Below are 15,657 nucleotides of genomic sequence, written 5' to 3'. Positions count from 1 at the left end.
TATTCAACAAATAGCATAATAATAAGAAACAAAAGTCACTATTTTTTTATTTTTACACAAAAATAGTCAGTATATGTAAATAGGAATACAAAAAATGTATTCCTGAACTTTTAGTGAAGTGTATTTTTTTTCCTAGCCTTGATTTTTTCCGGTGTAACGTCATTTCCTTCCGGATCAATAAACTTGGTGTTGGTAAGGGTATCAAGCATATTCGAACGAAAAGTAGCCAAATATTCACTTCTTAATTTAGTTTGCTCTTTCGCTTCTGTTTCAGTCAATCCCGTTGCTTTTGCTTTTCGTGCCAGCTCATTAATTCTAGCCATCTTTTCTTTTGAAAGCATTCAAAGACCTTCCTTTCAACCTATTTACATGACACCTGATTTTACTAAAAAAAAAACCTAATGACAAGGCAAAAGGTCTATTCTTCTTGTGATTCAATATATTCCTGGAATCTTCTATGAACCGTGGCTTTAGAAATGTTATAGCCAAAACCTCTAAGTGTAGCAGCTATTTCTGAAAAAATTAATCCATTTTTTCTTAACCGGACAATTTCTCCAATTGGAACTTCAATTTTCTCTCGTCCAGAGGATTCTCCGAGATTTTTTAAGTTTTTTTCTGGTTTATATCCATTCTGGACTGCTCGCTTCATTCCACGTTTGATTTTTGCATTATGTAGTTTCCGTTGGTACTCTTCAACCATACTTACGATGTTCAAAACCATGGAATCCGATTCGGAAAGCTGTAATTCTCCACTATGGGAGATACTATAAAGTTTAATATTTTCTTTTAATATGCAATGCAAGAGTGCAATTTTGGCATTCCCCCTACCGAGCCGTGTTTCATCCTGAATTAAGAGGGCTTGTACCTGTTTATCTCTAATTCGTTCTAATAAATGAAAAATCCCCTCACGATTAAAATCATAGCCACTAGCCTTTTCCCTAATTACCCTATCAATCTCAAAGTGATAGGTGTTAGCTAGTTGCGTTAATTCCTCTTCCTGACGCTTTAACGAAGTTTCTTGTGTTTCCTTATTTGTGCTGACACGGCAGTATATAATTGCTTTCATAAAAATTCCTTTCTATTCACCAACGGCACTAGCAAATTCATTCTTAGATGAGACTTCTTTACTCACCGGAATGATAATTTCTTCACCAGGAAAAATTTGATCATCATCTAATTCATTATGCTTTTTTATCCAAGCAACAAACTCCTTGTTTGATAATGAATGTTGACCCGAAAATTGATTAGAGATTTTCCATAGTGAATCTCCTTCTGTGATTGTAACCTTTAAAAAATTTTCTTGCGCGTTGGAATGATGTTGGAATGATAATATGATTGAAAGTGAACAACTTAAAATAATAAGAGTAATAGCATAGGAGTATTTGTTCCATAATTTTTTCATAAATAACACCTCTATAAGAATGTATGTTCGTTTTATTATTTTCATTATAAATCGAACGTTTGTTTGTTGTCAACCATATTTTCGAACTTATGTTTGTATAAAAAATGCGAACATGTTATAATAAAGTCAACATTAACCAGGCGAGGTGGATTTTATCATGGCTAAAATATCAAAGAGGCAGCAAGATATCTTAGACTTCATTAAAAGTGAGGTTAAGAGTAAAGGATATCCCCCTTCAGTAAGGGAAATTGGAGAAGCGGTTGGACTCGCATCCAGTTCTACTGTTCACGGACATCTAGCAAGATTGGAAAGCAAAGGACTTATTAGACGGGATCCTACAAAACCAAGAGCAATTGAAATATTAGAAGCAGATGTTGCTGCACATATACCAAGAAATACAGTTGTCAATGTTCCAGTGGTTGGGAAAGTAACTGCAGGACTCCCAATAACAGCGATTGAAAATGTGGAAGAGTATTTTCCGCTTCCAGAAAGTCTTGCACCTGCAGATGAACAAGTTTTCATGTTAGAAATCATGGGTGAGAGTATGATAGAAGCTGGGATCCTAGACGGGGATTATGTAATTGTGAAACAGCAGCCAACCGCTAATAACGGGGATATTGTTGTAGCAATGACCGAGGAAGATGAAGCCACCTGTAAAAGATTTTTCAAGGAAAAAGATTACATACGCCTGCAGCCGGAAAATTCTACAATGGACCCTATTATATTAAGGAATGTTTCGATTTTAGGTAAAGTTATTGGGGTTTACCGACATATTCATTAAGTTTAAGAGAGTTGGCATACACGTGCCGACTCTTTTTTTGTTGTGCTAATCAACCTAAAGCTGAAGTAATTACGGAAGCCGGGATAGAGTGGGTCTACGCGACCGTTCCAGCAGAATCTCTACGAGTTGGGGCACGTAGAGACGGCCTACGTGACCGTTCTAGATGAATTTCTAGAAGTTGGGGCACGTAGAGGCGGCCTACGTGACCGTTCTAGATGAATCTCTACGAGTTGGGGCACGTAGAGGCGGACTACGTGACCGTTCTAGAAGTATCTCTACGAGTCGGGGCACGTAGAGACGGACTACGTGACCGTTCTAGATGAATCTCTACGAGTTGGGGCACGTAGAGGCGGACTACGTGACCGTTCTAGAAGTATCTCTACGAGTAGGGGCACGTAGAGACGGCCTACGTGACCGTTCCAGAACAATTTCACAGAGTTGGGGCACGTAGAGGGGGGCTATGTGACCGTTCCAGAAGAATTTCTACGAGTTGGGGCACGTAGAGGCGGCCTACGTGACGGTTCCAGAAGAATTCATAGAGTTGGGGCGCGTAGTGGCTTTCCTACGCGACCGTTCCAAAGGAATAACAATGAGGTCGTGTACTGTTGTCACTATGACAGAAGAGCTGCATTCATTCTCAAACTAAAAAGGAGCAGCCATAAGCCACTCCTTTATCTGCCTATTTCGCTATTCTTGCTTGTATTTCAGATAGTTTCACCTTAAAAAGCACTTTATATACTTTCGTGTCCCCTTCATTAAAACTGGAATGAGTAACATACGTTCCTTTCAAGGTCTTGCGCTGTTCATCAAATAGAAAACATTCCTGACCTTTTATTCCTGATTCTATCAAACTTAAAATAAGGTCAGGCTTCTTATACGTCTTTTCTCGTAGTATTTCTTGGGTTAGAGCATTACAAATTTGCAGTTTATACAATTTAGAGCACCTCCCAAATGTTTACAACTTAAGCATATATTATTTAGGATTAAATAAACCGTAAAAATTGTGAATTTTTAAAGAACATCAAGCACCTCTTCCCTTCTTCTATTCTATTCCTATTAATTTTATTTAGAATGATCGAGGATGCCTAATTGGAAAAAGAGCCATTGACGTCCAAAGTCGTTGAGAAAGACCAATTGGGTCGTCAATTAGGCTTATTAGCTACCGTAATTGTTGTAATGGAACAAACCTGGTAGCCAATGGGATGGCATTTTTCACTGAGAGAATCTAAGAAAAGAAGCGCGACATAGAAAAACCCTGACGCTAGGCGCCAGGGCTTTAGATGAGATTAATACATGCTCATATATTGATCGCGTTCCCATTGGTGAACGACTGTGCGGAACATATCCCACTCGATTTCTTTTGCTTCAACAAAGTGTTCCATAATGTGCTCGCCAAGACCTGACACAATTACTTCGTCAGATTTTAGTTTATCTAATGCTTGAGCTAATGTTGCAGGAAGATCGACGATACCTTCTTCGATTCTCTCTTCTTTGCTCATTACATAGATGTTTCTGTCAACTGGTGCAGGAGGAGTTAATTTGTTTTTAATTCCGTCTAAACCAGCTTTTAGAAGTACTGCCATTGCTAGGTATGGATTAGCAGATGGGTCTACACTTCTTACTTCAACACGTGTACTTAATCCACGAGAAGCAGGAATACGAATTAATGGTGAACGGTTTCTAGCTGACCAAGCAACGTAGCAAGGTGCTTCATAACCAGGAACAAGACGCTTATAAGAGTTTACAGTTGGATTCGTTACAGCTGTAAAGGCTGGAGCGTGCTTAAGGATACCTGCAATAAATTGACGAGCTGTATCGCTCATTTCTAAGTCGCCGCTTGGCTGATAGAATGCATTTTCTCCATTTGTAAATAATGAAAGGTTCATGTGCATTCCAGATCCATTGACTCCGTATAACGGTTTTGGCATGAATGTTGCGTGCAAACCGTGTTTACGAGCAATTGTTTTAACAACTAGCTTGAACGTTTGGATTTGGTCACATGCTGTTAATGCATCTGCATATTTAAAGTCAATTTCATGCTGACCTGGTGCTACCTCATGGTGAGAAGCTTCAATTTCAAAGCCCATTTCTTCTAACTCAAGCACGATATCACGACGACAGTTTTCACCTAAATCTGTTGGTGCTAAGTCAAAATATCCGCCTTGGTCATTTAACTCTAAACTTGGTTCGCCTTTTTCATCTAATTTAAATAAGAAGAATTCCGGCTCAGGTCCAAGGTTAAAGTTAGTGAAACCTAACTCTTCCATTTCTTTTAATACTCTTCTTAAGTTATTACGAGGATCCCCTTCAAATGGTTTTCCTTCTGGAGTATAAATATCACAAATTAAGCGGGCAACTTTCCCTTTTTCTGCTGTCCATGGGAATACAACCCAAGTGTTAAGGTCAGGATATAGTAACATGTCAGATTCTTCAATCCGTACAAAACCTTCAATTGAAGAACCGTCAAACATCATTTTGTTATCAAGTGCTTTTTCTAATTGACTAATTGGAATCTCCACGTTTTTGATAGTTCCAAGGATGTCTGTGAATTGCAAACGAATAAATTTCACGTTTTCTTCGACCGCTAATCTTTTTATATCTTCTCTTGAATACTTTGCCATTTTCTTACCTCCTATTTTTTAAAAAGAAACTTCCACATTAATGAAAGAATCTTGACATATCTCCTTGACGTAACGAGGATCGATTGTTTCGACCTAAATGCATCATTTCGTTGCGTAGCAGCTTTCTAAGCTGTTCATCTGTTAATTCGCGCTTAGTCTTTTCTGTTTGTTGTTCAAGAATGTTTGATTGTTGCTCTTTTACTAGGAACAATTGTTTAATGCCAGCCATATTGACACCTTGATCAATTAAATCCTTAATTTCTAGAAGCCTATCAATATCATTTAAACAATATAGCCGTCTATTCCCCTCGGTTCTTGCCGGAGAAATCAATTGGTGTTCTTCGTAGTAACGAATTTGCCTGGCTGTAAGTTCCGTTAGTTGCATGACTGTTCCGATCGGAAACAGTGGCATGGAACGGCGAATTTCCTTTCCACCCATCTAATTCCTCCTCCCCTCGGGTTATTCATAATACTATTATATTTCGTGTTAGAAAAGTTGTCAATGATATGTTAGGTTTTCTTACATTAAAATTTTTAAATAAATTGGACACTTAGCTGTTCTCCCTAAAACAATTCGATTAATCCTTTATCGGTTAAGTGGTCTATGGCCAGACAAACAGCCATCTTTACGTGTGCATAGGTTAAGCCGCCTTGTACATAGGCAACATATGGAGGTCTAATCGGTCCATCTGCGGTGAGTTCAATGCTCGCCCCCTGAATAAAAGTACCTGCTGCCATAATTACATCGTCCTCATACCCTGGCATATAGCTGGCATGGGGTGTGACATAAGAATTAATCGGTGATGCGAATTGAATGGCCTGACAAAAAGCAATCATTTTATCTCGATCATCAAACTGGACAGACTGAATTAAGTCTGTCCTTTTAGCATTCCATTTCGGAGAAGAATTCATGCCTAATTTCTCCAACATCGCTGCTGTGAAAACGGCCCCTTTTAATGCCTGGCCAACCACATGGGGGGCAAGAAAAAAGCCTTGATACATTTCTTGAAGGCTATAAAGGGACGCTCCTGCTTCGGCTCCTATCCCTGGTGAAGTCATTCGATACGAACATGCCTCCACCCACTGTTTTTTACCAACAATATAGCCGCCAGTCTTCACAATCCCGCCGCCTGGATTTTTGATAAGTGACCCTGCGATTAAGTCCGCACCGACATGACAAGGCTCGGTCTCCTCAACAAATTCCCCATAGCAATTATCTACAAATACGACCATATCTTGTTTAATTTCTTTGACAAACGTTATCATTTCTGCAATTTCTGCAATCGTAAATGATGGTCTTGTCGCATAGCCCTTGGAACGCTGAATGCCAATCATTTTTGTATTCGGTTTTATTTTCTTTGAGACAGCCTCCCAATCAATTCCACCTTGATTCGTCAGAGCTACACTATCATAGGAAATTCCAAATTCCTTTAATGAGCCAACCCCGTTCCCACGAAGTCCAACAATTTCTTCAAGCGTATCATAGGGTTTGCCAGTTATATATAGAAGTTCATCCCCAGGTCGAAGAACGCCAAATAAGGCAATGGAAATGGCATGTGTGCCTGAGATTATTTGCGGACGAACAAGTCCTGCTTCTCCCCCAAAGACGTCTGCATAGACCATTTCTAGTGTATCTCTGCCATGATCGTCATAGCCATACCCGGTCGACGGATTAAAATGTGAATCACTCACTCTTTTGTTTTGAAAGCTTTTTAATACCCGAAATTGATTTGTTTCGATTCTATTGTCTATTTCTTTATGTACTTTAGCGATTTGTTGTTCAACTTCCTCTACCATCGGCTGAAGCTTTTCCCCATTTTTTAACTGTTGAAACATGTTGTGACTCCTATCTATATTGTGAATTTCTGTAATTGTCCTGTTATTTGATGATCCTGAAGTGTATATCCTTTGCATCGATAGAATTGATCTTCTTCATCAAACACAAGCTCTCTTAATATTGTCTCATTTTTTAATAAAGAAAGCAGCTTTCCTTCTGTGGACGGAATCTGAACTTCGTAAGAATCCATCATTTCCATAACTACCTTCTCCATTTGCTGCTTCAAGGCTTGACGGTCCTCTTTATCAAATGCACTAATAAACGCGGTCGGTGTATCAGCGGTTGGGACAAAATCTGAATGCTGAATATCTTTTTTATTATATACTGTTATTTGCGGGATATCTTTAACTTCTAAGTCTTCAAGCAGCTTTTTTACTGTTTTTTCGTGATGAAAATAATCTGGGTTGGACATATCGACCACATGAAGAAGCAAATCAGCTTCCTTGACTTCCTCAAGCGTGGATCGAAATGCAGCAATAAGTGTTGTCGGTAAATCTTGTATAAACCCAACCGTATCTGTAATCAAGGCTAGGAAACCACTAGGTAAAATCAATTTTCGTGTCATTGGATCTAGTGTTGCAAACAATTGATTTTCCTCGTACGATTCTGCTTCGGATAAACGATTGAAAAGACTGGATTTACCGGCATTGGTATAACCGACAATCGCGACCTGATAGGTTTTATTTTTCTTTCTTCTTTCTCTGTATCGATCCCTGTGCTGAACGATGACGGAAAGTTGGGTTTTAATTTCATCGATTCTCCGACGGATATGCCGGCGGTCTGATTCTAACTTTGTTTCACCAGGTCCTCTTGTTCCGATCCCAGCCCCCAAACGGGATAATGCTGTTCCCTGACCCACAAGACGAGGAAGCATGTATTGCAATTGGGCAAGTTCAACTTGTAATTTACCTTCTTTGGAGCGAGCTCTTTGTGCAAAAATGTCTAAGATGAGCTGGGTTCTATCGATTATACGAGCATTTAGGTCCGTAGAGAGATTTCTTTTTTGACTTGGTGAAAGCTCGTCATTAAAAATGACTATATCTGCCTCCAGTTCATCCACCAGGACATTAAGTTCCTCCACTTTCCCTTTACCTATATAGGTAGCTGGGTGACGCCGGTCCCTTTTTTGAACGACTGACATCAATACTTCACCCTGAGCGGTTTCTGTTAGTGCACCTAACTCTTCCATTGAATAATGAAAGCGCAAATCAGTATCCCCATTGGTCTGACAGCCAACGAGGATCGCCTTCTCTTTCGTGTCTTTTTGTTCCATATGGCATCGTTCCTTCCGTAATCTTCTATCTCCCATCATAACAAAAAAAGGTTGTATACTCTAATTTGCCCAACATTAGAAAAAACTTATTGTAATTTCTCCACATCCTGATATAATCTTACTGTTTTCTAATAACAATTTTATTACTTTTTTCATAGTGTTATATAATATATAGATTTCAAGGAGAATTTGGATAGATGACTTGGGAAGTTTTAAGTATGATCGGAACAATCGCCTTCGCCGTTAGCGGGGCCATTGTTGCGATGGAAGAGGAATATGATATTTTTGGCGTATACATTTTAGGTATTGTCACCGCTTTTGGCGGTGGGGCGATTCGAAACCTATTAATCGGTGTACCTGTATCAGCACTTTGGGAACAAGGGTTATTTTTTCAAATTGCCTTATTATCCATAACAGCTGTGTTTTTATTTCCAAGCAACCTTTTAAAACACTGGCAAAAATGGGGGAACCTATTTGATGCGATTGGCCTTTCAGCCTTTGCCATCCAAGGTGCTCTTTACGCCGTTAAAATGAATCACCCGCTTAGTGCTGTTATTGTTGCAGCGGTGCTAACCGGAATCGGTGGCGGGATTATTCGAGATTTATTGGCAGGAAGAAAACCAATCGTCTTACGATCGGAAATCTATGCAATATGGGCGATATTGACAGGCTTGTTTATCGGACTTAAGATCGTGACGCATTCTTGGGAATTGTATTCTCTCTTTTTCATTGTGACGGTTTTACGCGTCCTTTCCTATACCTTTGATTGGAAGCTGCCAATACGTAAATTTGAGGCCAATTAATAACTAATCCAAATAGAAACGGCAGATTGCTTAGAATCTGCCGTTTTTTTGTCTCTAATCTTCTTCAAACACAAGATCATTACTTCTAATTGTCATTAATTCATGCCTGTCATAACTATTTAACATGAGCAGCCTCATGGCCTGGGCGCGGATCGATTTTTCAATGATATTTCGTACATACCTTCCATTTGAAAAACTATTTGGACTTAATACCGCTTTAACCCATATTAAATGTTCTTTTAACTTTTTTTCCGCCTCATGGCTAAACGTGTATTCTCTTTCGATTAACATCCTCGCCGAAATTTCCATTAGTTGATTTATATTGTAGTCAGGAAAATCAATAACTAATGGAAAGCGTGAATGGAGTCCAGGATTAAGGGTCAAGAAATACTCCATTTCACGGGAGTATCCAGCAAGGATAAGAATAAACTCATGCTGCTTATCTTCCATATGCTTAACCAATGTATCGATTGCTTCTTTGCCGAAATCCTTCTCACCGCCGCGCCCCAATGAGTAAGCCTCATCGATAAACAAAATTCCCCCTTGGGCCTTCTTGATTAAATCCCTTGTCTTCTGTGCTGTATGACCAATATACTCCCCCACGAGGTCCGCACGTTCCGCCTCAATTAAGTGTCCTTTTGTTAAAACGCTCATTTTTTGAAATAACTTACCTATTAATCTAGCGACTGTCGTTTTACCTGTTCCAGGATTTCCTTTAAACATCATATGGAGGGCTTGTTTTCTTGCTTTTAAACCCATTTCCTCACGTTTTTTATTCACGTAAATCCATGCATAAATTTCCTTTATCATCTTTTTCATTTCTTCCATGCCAACAAGAGCCCCTAACTCTTCTTCAATTTCCTTTAGAGCCGAATGCTCAGGTGGAATGTCCTTTGGAACCACCTGAAAGTCAGGTAACTCTTTTGTCATCGTTTTCCCTATTTGTGAATTGAGAACTACTCTTATTTGGCCGTTACTTTTCATTCTGATGGGTTGGTCCAAAGCTTTCACCTCTCATTTTTACCAACAGTTTATATGATGAGTTTTTATGGCCACTCAGAATTTACATTCTGAACTGATTATTTGCACAAAGGAAAGCATAATCCTTCATTTTATATGTATTCAAACTCCCTGAATTTCATTAAAAAAGTTTTTTTTAATAAATAGCTATGTTAAATTGGCATGTTGATTTCCACTTCAGGCGCTTCGATTTCATCTCCAATCAACATGGTGCCAATATCACCAATGAGCTTTAACAGAGCTATATAAATAAAAAAAGCCCAATGTTTGGGCTTCTAAAAATGACTTATTGGTTATCCAGTTCAAGCTGCACGTTTCTTTGCGGTGCAAAAGTTGAAATTGCATGCTTATATACTAATTGTTGCTTTCCTTCTGATTCAAAAAGAACTGTAAAATTATCAAAACCCTTAATTTGGCCTCTTAATTGAAAACCGTTAAGTAAGAAGACCGTAACATGTATGTTATCTTTGCGGCACTGGTTTAAAAATTGGTCCTGAATATTGATTGTTGTTTTCATTTGTATTTCCTCCTCTTTTATCTCTACTAATATGTATTCGATTTTACTTTAAGCTTTCCTTCAACACAACGTGAAATTTCCGTTATTTTTTTTGAGGTGTCCTCCACATTGGTCATATCAAACCATGATACATCCATTTTGTTCCGAAACCAAGTTAATTGCCTTTTTGCGTATCTTCTTGAATTTTGTTTTAAATTCTCTATCGCCTCTTCTAAAGGTACTTTACCTTCTAAATAGGCATACATTTCTTTGTAGCCAATTGCTTGGATCGATTGACAATCGCGCAAACCCCTTTGATACAAACCTTTTACTTCCTCGATAAGCCCTTCTTCAATCATTAAATCCACTCGATAATTAATGCGCTCATAAAGTTTCACGCGTTCCATCGATAAACCAACTATTGCTGTATTGTACAAAAGATCTGGTTGTTGTGTGCTTTGGAATTCTTGCATCGTCTTACCTGTAAGATGGAAGATTTCAAGTGCGCGTATGACTCTTCTTACATTATTTGGATGGATTTGTGAAGCACTACCTGGATCCACCTCCAACAATTCTTTATAAAGTGCCTCATTCCCTATTTTCTTGGCTCTTTCCTCTAGCTTAAGACGATAGGACTCATCGCCTGATACATCAGAAAATTGATAATCATAAATGACGGACTGTATATACAACCCTGTTCCACCGACAATAATGGGCAGCTTTCCCTTTTTAGCAATCTCACCTATTTTAGCCCGAACAAGGAGTTGAAATTCAGCAACGGAAAAATTTTCAAAAGGCTCTTTAATATCAATAAGATAGTGAGGAATACCTTCCATTTCATCCTTTTTGATTTTTGCCGTCCCAATATCCATGCCACGATAGATTTGCATAGAATCTCCGCTGATAATTTCACCATTATAGCGTTTAGCCATTTCGATACTTAACTTTGTTTTTCCGACGGCGGTTGGTCCGATGATCACTAATAATTTTTGTTTTGAATCCAATATTTTCACACTGCCTTATCCCATTTTCAGTGAAAGCAGGTTTATGATTCCACTTCCACCCCTTTATCGTAACATAATTTTTAAAAGCAGTAGAACATCAAACTAGTATATACATAAAAGTTCATTTCTATGCCGTTAATTGGACATGAATTTATTTTATCCATTTTTCTTCCCAAATAGGAATAATTTTCATGTAAATTTACAAAAGGATAACGGTTCATTTACAAAAGGCTTTCCACCCCCAAATTTATGGTAGACTAACGCGTAGCTTATTTTGAATGAAAAATAGGGAAATTAGGTGAAATAATATGTTATCTACTTTTGATATTGGTATTGATTTAGGAACTGCAAATATATTAGTTTATAGTAAAAATAAAGGAATCGTTATTAATGAGCCTTCTGTTGTGGCGATTGATACAGTGACAAAAAATGTTGTAGCTGTTGGTACAGAAGCAAAGGAAATGATAGGAAAGACACCTGAAAAAATCGTCGCCATTCGTCCAATGAAGGATGGCGTAATAGCAGATTATGATGTAACCACTGAATTGCTAAAACACATTATGCGTAATGCATCCAAAAAGATTGGTTTTGCTGTTCGCAAACCAAATGTCGTTGTTAGTATTCCATCTGGTTCCACAAGTGTGGAAAGACGAGCAATCCAAGATGCAGTAAGACAGGCTGGGGCAAAAAAAATCAGCTTGATTGAGGAACCAGTTGCTGCTGCAATTGGTGCTGGATTACCTGTCGATGAACCAGTTGCCAATGTGGTAGTGGATATTGGCGGCGGCAATACTGAGGTAGCAATTATTTCCTTTGGCGGGGTAGTTGCATGCCATTCCATTAAAATTGGCGGTGACCGCCTCGATGAAGACATTATTCAACATGTTCGGAAAGAATATAATATCCTAATTGGTGAAAGAACTGCAGAAAACATCAAAATGGAAATTGGTTTTGCTCTCATTGACCATGAAGAACGTTTCATGGATGTCCGCGGACGCGACCTTTTAACTGGACTGCCAAAAACGATTAAACTATCATCCTATGAAATTCGTGTAGCGATCAAGGAAGCACTATTGCATATTTTAGAAGCCATTCGTGCAACCCTTGAGGATTGTCCAGCAGAGCTCAGTGGAGACATTGTCGACAGGGGCGTAATTCTGACTGGCGGAGGAGCATTATTGAATGGCATGGAGGCATGGCTAAGTGAAGAGATAGTTGTTCCTGTCCAGCTTGCCCCAAACCCTCTTGAATCGGTAGCCATAGGAACTGGAAAGGCCCTAATGTATATGAGCAAGCTCCCAGTAGCTGTAAAATAAGCAACTTTGGCGGCAAGATCATTTCCAGAGATTGCACTCAAATTAATAGTAATATCAAAGCTGCAGAAAAATCCTTTTCTGCAGCTTTTTTTCTTTTGGGTCGTCATGAATAGCATGTCTACGTTACCCGATTCTTTATTTCCCCTTGGTTTCGGTTACGTAGGACCTCTCTACGTGACCAGGTTCGATGGTTATCTCCGGTTTCGGGCACGTAGGACCTCTCTACGTGACCGTGGTCAATGTTTTTCCTTTGTTTCGGGCACGTAGGGCCTCTCTACGTGACCGGGTTCATTGGTTATCCTCGGTTTCGGGCACGTAGGGCCTCTCTACGTGACCGGGTTCATTGGTTATCCTCGGTTTCGGGCACGTAGGACCTCTCTACGTGACCGGGCTCATTGGTTATCCTCGGTTTCGGGCACGTAGGGCCTCTCTACGTGACCGATTTCTATAGTTGCCTCCGGTTTCGGGCACGTAGAGCCTCTCTACGTGACCGGATTCATTGGTTTTCCTCGGTTTCGGGCACGTAGGATCTCTCTACGTGACCGGGCTCATTGGTTATCCTCGGTTTCGGGCACGTAGGGCCTCTCTACGTGACCTATTTCTATAGTTGCCTCCGGTTTCGGGCACGTAGAGCCTCTCTACGTGACAGGATTCATTGGTTTTCCTCGTTTTCGGGCACGTAGGATCTCTCTACGTGACCGGGTACGCTGATACGCCGTAGCCTGTAAATGGTCATCACGTTCTTTTTCCATGAATTCATCAACACTAGGACTAGAGAAGCTTTCATCACAGCATCTATATTAGAATTCACTACGTAATCTTTTAAATGATCGAGATTTAGGTTAAACTGTAACTGGGTCATAATTAATTCCTCCACATTGTTTTCGTCGCTGATAACATTGTAGACAAAAGGAATTAATTTGACTCATTTTCTTTTTACACAATTATACGGACTTAATCGTTATCCTCGGTTTCGGGCACGTAGGACCTCTCTACGTTACCATATTCAATGTTTATCCTCGGTTTCGGGCACGTAGGATCTCTCTACGTGACCGAGTTCGATGGTTACCTCCGCTTTCGGTCACGTAGAACCATTCCTCTTTTCAATAATATAATGAAACACTCAAAAAAAAAAAAAGAACGCACCCTAATAAAATAGGAACGTTCTTATTAGTTACATAACCCGTTTAAACATTTTCTCCATCTCATAGACCGAATAATGCACAATGATCGGTCTGCCGTGCGGACAAGTAAATGGATCAGATGCTTTCCTCAAATCATCAAGGAGTGCTTGAATCTCATCATTTCGTAAATGCCGATTGGCTTTTATGGATGCCTTGCAGCTCATCATAATCGCTGCTTCTTCACGTAGTTTCTTAATATCCACCCTTTTCATCAATAAAAGCTGTTCAATCATGTCTTCGATGATTTGTTTTTCTTCCCCTTTTGGGAACCACTGCGGATGGGATCGGACAATAAAACTATTTAGTCCAAATTCCTCAAGAAAAACCCCGACCTTTTCAAGCTCACTTTGGTATTCATTTATTTTCAAAAATTCATCCGTCGAGTATTCAAAGGTTAATGGTACAAGCATTTCCTGCAGTTCTGATTGGACTTGCCCAACTTTCTCACGGAAATACTCATACTTCAACCGTTCCTGGGCCGCATGCTGATCAATGATATATAGGCCATTTTCATTTTGAGCAAAAATGTAGGTTCCATGCATTTGTCCAATCGGATATAGCCGTGGAACTCTGCTCTCGACCGAAACATTTCCTGTCTCAATAGGATCCACATGAGGTTCAATTGTTTGATTGCAATCATCTGGTTCGTCATCTGATTCACTAAATGGATTAATAGATTGCCAACTTGCTCTTCCACCCGTCGCTTCATCACGCTGGAAACTCGGTAATTTATTAACATGTGTCTCAACAGGCACTTCCAGCCATGGACGGGTCTCCTGAATAGTTGCAGCTGCAACTGGTTGATTCCATTCAAACTCTTTCTCATCAGGTGCCGGTCTTGTACCTTCATCTAGAACCAAAGAAGTTTGTTCTTCCTTCGGTACATCCTTTTTCACCGCTGTATAGGCTGTCGGGATAAGGATCTTTGATTTAAACGCTTCTTTTATAATCGAAGTGACAAGCTCATTCAGTTCCGCTTCTTTACTAATGCGGACCTCCATTTTCGAGGGGTGAACATTGACATCAACGAGTAAAGGGTCCATTTCAATATTAAGGAGCACAATCGGGAACCTGCCGATTGGAAGCAAGGTATGATAGCCTTCTTGAATTGCCTTGGCTAATGGATAATTTTTTATAAATCGGCCATTAATCATCGTCGAAATATAGTTTCTTGAGGCTCTCGTTACCTCAGGCATCGAAGCAAATCCATTAATTTTATAATCCAGCGATTGTCCGGTGATTGGAACTAACTGCTTGGCGATCCCCATACCGTAGATCGATGCCAGAACCTGACGAACATCCCCATTACCATTCGTTTGAAGCAGTTTGCGATCATTGTGAATCAGGCGGAAGGCCACCTCCGGATGGGAAAGGGCCAGTCGATTCACGACATCTGTGATATTTCCGAGTTCTGTATGAATCGTCTTCATATACTTTAGGCGGGCAGGTGTATTAAAAAACAAATCGGTAATCGTAATATCTGTCCCGCGTCTGCTTGATGCTTTTTCAAACGTTTCAACTTTCCCGCCTTCAATCACCAATCGATTTCCGGCACCTTCTCCTGTAGAGGTTTTCATCTCGAGCCGTGAAACCGAGGCCACACTTGGCAGGGCTTCACCACGGAACCCGAGGGTCCGGATTCGGAACAAATCATTTTCATTTTTGATTTTAGATGTGGCATGACGTTGAAAGGCGAGTAAAACATCCTCTTCCTCGATTCCATTTCCATTATCGGTAATGCGGATTTTTGCGAGGCCCGCTTCTTCTACCTCAATTTCAATCACAGTGCTGCCGGCATCAATCGAATTTTCAACCAACTCTTTTACAACAGAAGCAGGGCGCTCGACTACTTCACCGGCCGCGATTTTATTGGATAAGGCATCATCTAATTGAATAATTTTACCCATTCGGATTCACCCC

At 39.8% G+C, this 15,657-nt stretch carries 15 protein-coding genes and 1 pseudogene; 3 read left to right on the top strand and 13 right to left on the bottom strand.

Annotated elements, in window-relative coordinates; translation table 11 throughout:
* Positions 1 to 110 precede the first annotated feature (110 nt).
* The 3 genes from J7E63_RS25840 to yneA form a co-directional block, all read right to left on the bottom strand.
* The gene (locus J7E63_RS25840) at positions 111 to 341 is read right to left on the bottom strand and encodes a DUF896 domain-containing protein (protein ID WP_088086536.1); all 231 of its coding nucleotides are present in this window, start codon (positions 339 to 341) and stop codon (positions 111 to 113) included.
* A gap of 77 nt (positions 342 to 418) precedes the next feature.
* A complete protein-coding gene (locus tag J7E63_RS25835) occupies positions 419 to 1,066 on the bottom strand; it encodes a YneB family resolvase-like protein (protein ID WP_215017763.1) in 648 nt (215 codons plus the stop codon).
* A 12-nt stretch (positions 1,067 to 1,078) separates the two neighbouring features.
* Positions 1,079 to 1,402 (bottom strand): cell division suppressor protein YneA, encoded by a 324-nt coding sequence (gene yneA, locus J7E63_RS25830; protein WP_215017761.1) that lies wholly within the window; start codon positions 1,400 to 1,402, stop codon positions 1,079 to 1,081.
* A gap of 157 nt (positions 1,403 to 1,559) precedes the next feature.
* On the opposite strand from yneA, the gene lexA reads away from it, so the two are divergent.
* A complete protein-coding gene (gene lexA, locus J7E63_RS25825; protein ID WP_168242900.1) occupies positions 1,560 to 2,183 on the top strand; it encodes a transcriptional repressor LexA in 624 nt (207 codons plus the stop codon).
* Between the two features lie 679 nt (positions 2,184 to 2,862).
* Here the strand turns inward: lexA and J7E63_RS25820 are convergent.
* The 5 genes from J7E63_RS25820 to hflX form a co-directional block, all read right to left on the bottom strand.
* Positions 2,863 to 3,117, bottom strand: coding sequence for a hypothetical protein (locus tag J7E63_RS25820; RefSeq protein ID WP_215017759.1), 255 nt, complete (start codon positions 3,115 to 3,117; stop codon positions 2,863 to 2,865).
* A 352-nt stretch (positions 3,118 to 3,469) separates the two neighbouring features.
* The gene (glnA, locus tag J7E63_RS25815; RefSeq protein ID WP_215017757.1) at positions 3,470 to 4,804 is read right to left on the bottom strand and encodes a type I glutamate--ammonia ligase; all 1,335 of its coding nucleotides are present in this window, start codon (positions 4,802 to 4,804) and stop codon (positions 3,470 to 3,472) included.
* A gap of 37 nt (positions 4,805 to 4,841) precedes the next feature.
* The gene (locus tag J7E63_RS25810) at positions 4,842 to 5,243 is read right to left on the bottom strand and encodes a MerR family transcriptional regulator (RefSeq protein ID WP_215017755.1); all 402 of its coding nucleotides are present in this window, start codon (positions 5,241 to 5,243) and stop codon (positions 4,842 to 4,844) included.
* Between the two features lie 125 nt (positions 5,244 to 5,368).
* Positions 5,369 to 6,640, bottom strand: a complete 1,272-nt coding sequence (locus J7E63_RS25805; protein WP_215017753.1) for a methionine gamma-lyase family protein — start codon at positions 6,638 to 6,640, stop codon at positions 5,369 to 5,371.
* A 14-nt stretch (positions 6,641 to 6,654) separates the two neighbouring features.
* The gene (gene hflX / locus J7E63_RS25800) at positions 6,655 to 7,914 is read right to left on the bottom strand and encodes a GTPase HflX (RefSeq protein WP_215017751.1); all 1,260 of its coding nucleotides are present in this window, start codon (positions 7,912 to 7,914) and stop codon (positions 6,655 to 6,657) included.
* Between the two features lie 197 nt (positions 7,915 to 8,111).
* On the opposite strand from hflX, the gene J7E63_RS25795 reads away from it, so the two are divergent.
* Positions 8,112 to 8,717, top strand: coding sequence for a trimeric intracellular cation channel family protein (locus J7E63_RS25795; RefSeq protein WP_215017749.1), 606 nt, complete (start codon positions 8,112 to 8,114; stop codon positions 8,715 to 8,717).
* Positions 8,718 to 8,771: 54 nt separating this feature from the next.
* Here the strand turns inward: J7E63_RS25795 and spoVK are convergent, their stop codons facing one another.
* From spoVK to miaA, 3 genes are all read right to left on the bottom strand, one after another.
* Positions 8,772 to 9,719: a stage V sporulation protein K gene (gene spoVK, locus J7E63_RS25790; RefSeq protein WP_088086526.1), complete on the bottom strand. Its 948-nt coding sequence runs from the start codon at positions 9,717 to 9,719 to the stop codon at positions 8,772 to 8,774.
* Between the two features lie 304 nt (positions 9,720 to 10,023).
* Positions 10,024 to 10,254 carry an RNA chaperone Hfq gene (hfq, locus tag J7E63_RS25785; protein ID WP_088086525.1) on the bottom strand — a complete coding sequence of 77 codons (231 nt, stop codon included), beginning with the start codon at positions 10,252 to 10,254 and terminating at the stop codon, positions 10,024 to 10,026.
* Positions 10,255 to 10,280: 26 nt separating this feature from the next.
* Positions 10,281 to 11,237, bottom strand: a complete 957-nt coding sequence (gene miaA, locus J7E63_RS25780; RefSeq protein WP_215017801.1) for a tRNA (adenosine(37)-N6)-dimethylallyltransferase MiaA — start codon at positions 11,235 to 11,237, stop codon at positions 10,281 to 10,283.
* A gap of 308 nt (positions 11,238 to 11,545) precedes the next feature.
* On the opposite strand from miaA, the gene mreBH reads away from it, so the two are divergent.
* On the top strand, positions 11,546 to 12,553 hold the full coding sequence (mreBH, locus tag J7E63_RS25775) for a rod-share determining protein MreBH (protein WP_088086524.1): 1,008 nt from the start codon (positions 11,546 to 11,548) through the stop codon (positions 12,551 to 12,553).
* A gap of 686 nt (positions 12,554 to 13,239) precedes the next feature.
* Here mreBH and J7E63_RS30770 read toward each other — a convergent pair.
* A pseudogene (locus tag J7E63_RS30770) lies at positions 13,240 to 13,415 on the bottom strand (transposase); the annotation flags it as partial.
* 312 nt (positions 13,416 to 13,727) lie between these two features.
* Positions 13,728 to 15,644: a DNA mismatch repair endonuclease MutL gene (mutL, locus tag J7E63_RS25770; protein WP_215017747.1), complete on the bottom strand. Its 1,917-nt coding sequence runs from the start codon at positions 15,642 to 15,644 to the stop codon at positions 13,728 to 13,730.
* Positions 15,645 to 15,657 lie beyond the last annotated feature (13 nt).

Source organism: Bacillus sp. ISL-75, from assembly GCF_018613095.1.
Note: the sequence above shows the minus strand (reverse complement) of the source record. Positions and strands in the feature narration are given on the sequence as shown.

What these genes read in the sequence shown, in the direction of transcription:
- mutL (WP_215017747.1), bottom strand. Translation starts at nt 15,644, where the DNA reads ATGGGTAAAATTATTCAATTAGATGATGCCTTATCCAATAAAATCGCG.
- J7E63_RS25835 (WP_215017763.1), bottom strand. Translation starts at nt 1,066, where the DNA reads ATGAAAGCAATTATATACTGCCGTGTCAGCACAAATAAGGAAACACAA.
- yneA (WP_215017761.1), bottom strand. Translation starts at nt 1,402, where the DNA reads ATGAAAAAATTATGGAACAAATACTCCTATGCTATTACTCTTATTATT.
- hfq (WP_088086525.1), bottom strand. Translation starts at nt 10,254, where the DNA reads ATGAAAACAACAATCAATATTCAGGACCAATTTTTAAACCAGTGCCGC.
- mreBH (WP_088086524.1), top strand. Translation starts at nt 11,546, where the DNA reads ATGTTATCTACTTTTGATATTGGTATTGATTTAGGAACTGCAAATATA.
- lexA (WP_168242900.1), top strand. Translation starts at nt 1,560, where the DNA reads ATGGCTAAAATATCAAAGAGGCAGCAAGATATCTTAGACTTCATTAAA.
- J7E63_RS25805 (WP_215017753.1), bottom strand. Translation starts at nt 6,640, where the DNA reads ATGTTTCAACAGTTAAAAAATGGGGAAAAGCTTCAGCCGATGGTAGAG.
- J7E63_RS25810 (WP_215017755.1), bottom strand. Translation starts at nt 5,243, where the DNA reads ATGGGTGGAAAGGAAATTCGCCGTTCCATGCCACTGTTTCCGATCGGA.
- glnA (WP_215017757.1), bottom strand. Translation starts at nt 4,804, where the DNA reads ATGGCAAAGTATTCAAGAGAAGATATAAAAAGATTAGCGGTCGAAGAA.
- J7E63_RS25840 (WP_088086536.1), bottom strand. Translation starts at nt 341, where the DNA reads ATGCTTTCAAAAGAAAAGATGGCTAGAATTAATGAGCTGGCACGAAAA.
- J7E63_RS25795 (WP_215017749.1), top strand. Translation starts at nt 8,112, where the DNA reads ATGACTTGGGAAGTTTTAAGTATGATCGGAACAATCGCCTTCGCCGTT.
- hflX (WP_215017751.1), bottom strand. Translation starts at nt 7,914, where the DNA reads ATGGAACAAAAAGACACGAAAGAGAAGGCGATCCTCGTTGGCTGTCAG.